General features: G+C 77.1%; 3 protein-coding genes. All 3 read left to right on the forward strand.

Features of this window, described 5'->3' with window-relative positions:
* Nucleotides 1-172: 172 nt before the first annotated feature.
* Nucleotides 173-1,192, forward strand: a complete 1,020-nt coding sequence (locus tag ACE3Q3_RS23950) for a metal-dependent hydrolase (protein WP_374450310.1) — start codon at nt 173-175, stop codon at nt 1,190-1,192.
* 3 nt (nt 1,193-1,195) lie between these two features.
* Nucleotides 1,196-2,071: a polyprenyl synthetase family protein gene (locus ACE3Q3_RS23955; RefSeq protein ID WP_374450312.1), complete on the forward strand. Its 876-nt coding sequence runs from the start codon at nt 1,196-1,198 to the stop codon at nt 2,069-2,071.
* Nucleotides 2,068-2,375, forward strand: a 308-nt coding sequence (locus ACE3Q3_RS23960; protein WP_374450313.1) for an NAD(P)/FAD-dependent oxidoreductase, incomplete at its 3' end; no start/stop codon positions are given. The genes ACE3Q3_RS23955 and ACE3Q3_RS23960, both read left to right, overlap by 4 nt.

Raw genomic sequence — 2,375 nt, forward strand, 5'->3', positions numbered from 1 at the left:
CAGGGACCGATCATCCAGTCGAACCGCTTCCTCCTCTACGACTGGGGCGGCCACTATGCGATCGCGGCCGCGGCGGCGATCGCGACCGCGTGTCTCGGCGCCTTGCTGCCGGCCCGGCGGGCGGCGACGACCGACCCGCTCGTCGTCCTCCGCGGCGCGGTCGGCTGACGCCATGGACCTCGCCACCCACGCCCTGGCCGGCCTCGCCCTGGCGCGCGCCAACCCGGCCTGGACCGGTCCTTCCTCGGCCCGGCGCGGCGCGCCGGCCCTCGTGCTGCTGGCCGGCGCGCTGGCGCCGGACCTCGACATGCTGGTCGTCCTCGTCGACCCGACGCGGGCGGCCCTGCTCCGGCACACCTTCACCCATTCCCTGGTCGCCCTGCCGGCGATGGCGGCCGGCATCGCCGTCCTGGCCCGGCTGGCCGGCGGACGACTGGGGTTCTGGCAGACGGCGGCGCTGGCCGCGGCGGGCATCGTCCTGCATATCGGCCTCGACCTCCTCAACGCCTACGGCGTGGTCCTCTTCCACCCGCTCTCCGACGCCCGGGTCGAGTTCGGCCTGCTGTTCGTCGTCGACCCGGTGCTGACCGGCGTGCTGGCGCTGGGGCTCGGCCTGTCCCTGCTGCCGCGGCTCGGACCCGGCGCCCGTGCAGCGGTGGCGGCCACGGCGCTGGCCCTGGCGCTCGCCCATGTCGGCGTCGCGGCGCTGCTGCGGGAGCGGGCCTCGGACATGCTGGCCGCCACGGCATCGGCCCCGGCGGTCGACCTCGTGCCGGAGCCGTTCGCACCATTGCGGTGGCGCGGCATCCTGCGGCGGCCGGACGGCTACGACCAATATGCCATCCGCCCCGTGGCCAACCGGATCGAGCGCCTGCCGTCGGTCCTGTCCGATCCCGAAGCGCCGGCGGTGGCGGCCGTCCGCCGCTCCGTCCCGGGGATGGCGCTCGCGGGCTTCCTGCACGCGCCGGTCTGGCGGGTGGAGGGCGACCGGGTCACGGTCCACGACCTCCGCTACCGCTTCGCCGAACTCGGCAACGCCTGGGATCCGTTCGGCTTCGCGTTCGAGGTCGGCCCGGGCGGCGCCGGCCTGGGCGGCGACAGGACGGTGCGGCTCGTCGGTGCCAGCCTCGACGAGCGGGTCGGCCGCAGCCTGACGGTGCTGGCCCAGATCCTGGGCGGCGGGGGGCATTGAGCGATGGCGGCGCTGGCGGAACTGGCAGTGGCCGGCCCGGGCTCGGCGCAGGAGCGGATCGACGACCGGCTGCAGGCGCTGCTCGGAGCCGGCGAGGACGGCGAACTGCGGCGCGCCATGGCCGAGGCGGCCCTGGGCGGCGGCCGGCGGCTGCGCGCGACGCTGACGATCCTCGCCTGCCGCGCCGTCGGCGGCCGCGATGCGGACGCGCTCGACCTCGCCTGCGCCGTCGAGATGGTGCATGCCGCCTCGCTCGTCCTCGACGACCTGCCGGCCATGGACAACGCCGCCGAACGCCGCGGACGCCCCGCCCTGCATCGCGGCCACGGCGAGGCGGTGGCGATCCTGGCGGCGGTGGCCCTGCTCGCCCGCGCGTTCGAGATCGCCGGGGCGGTCGACCGCGCCCGCGGCACCGATGCGGTCGAGCGGCTGGCGCGCGCAGTCGGCGCCGCCGGCATGTGCGGCGGCCAGCGCGACGACCTCGCGGCCCGCCGGTCCGGCGTCGGCCCGCGGATGGACGCGGCCGGGCTGGAGGCGCTGCACCGGCGCAAGAGCGGCTGCCTCGTCTCGGCCGCCTGCGAACTGGGGGCGATGGCCGGCGGCGGCGGCGCGGCCGCGCGGCAGGCACTGGCCGACTACGGCACCCGCCTCGGCATCGCCTACCAGATCGTCGACGACGTCGCCGACCGCGAGCGCGACCTCGCCGTGTCCCAGCCCAACTATGCCGCGGCGGTCGGTGCGGCGGCCGCCCGCGACCGGGCCGCCGCCCTGATGGCCGACGGCGCCCGGATCGCGGCGGCGGCCGGCGCCGAGCCGGCGGCGCTCGAGGCCTTCGTCGGCGACCTGCTGGCGCTCCGGCCGGCCGCCGTCGCGTCGTGATCCATGATCTCGTCATCGTCGGCGGCGGCCCCGCGGGGGCGACCGCGGGCCTCTACGCCGTCCGCGCCGGGCTCCGCGCGGTGGTGCTGGAGAAGGCCCGCTTCCCGCGCGACAAGGTGTGCGGCGACGCCGTCAGCGGCAAGTCGACCAGCATCCTGCGCGAACTCGGGCTGCTCGACGGGGTCCGGCGCCTGCCGGGGGTCGAGGTCCACCACATCCTGTTCGGCAGTCCCGATCACGTCGGGGCCGACATCGACCTCTCCCATGCCGCCGATCCGGGCCGGGTGACGGGCTTCGTCATCCG

This window comes from Allostella sp., from assembly GCF_041913585.1.
In the GTDB taxonomy this organism is placed as follows: Bacteria; Pseudomonadota; Alphaproteobacteria; order ATCC43930; family Allostellaceae; genus Allostella.

Coding starts and splice junctions, on each gene's coding strand:
- ACE3Q3_RS23955 (WP_374450312.1), top strand. CDS start 1,196: ATGGCGGCGCTGGCGGAACTGGCAGTGGCCGGCCCGGGCTCGGCGCAG.
- ACE3Q3_RS23950 (WP_374450310.1), top strand. CDS start 173: ATGGACCTCGCCACCCACGCCCTGGCCGGCCTCGCCCTGGCGCGCGCC.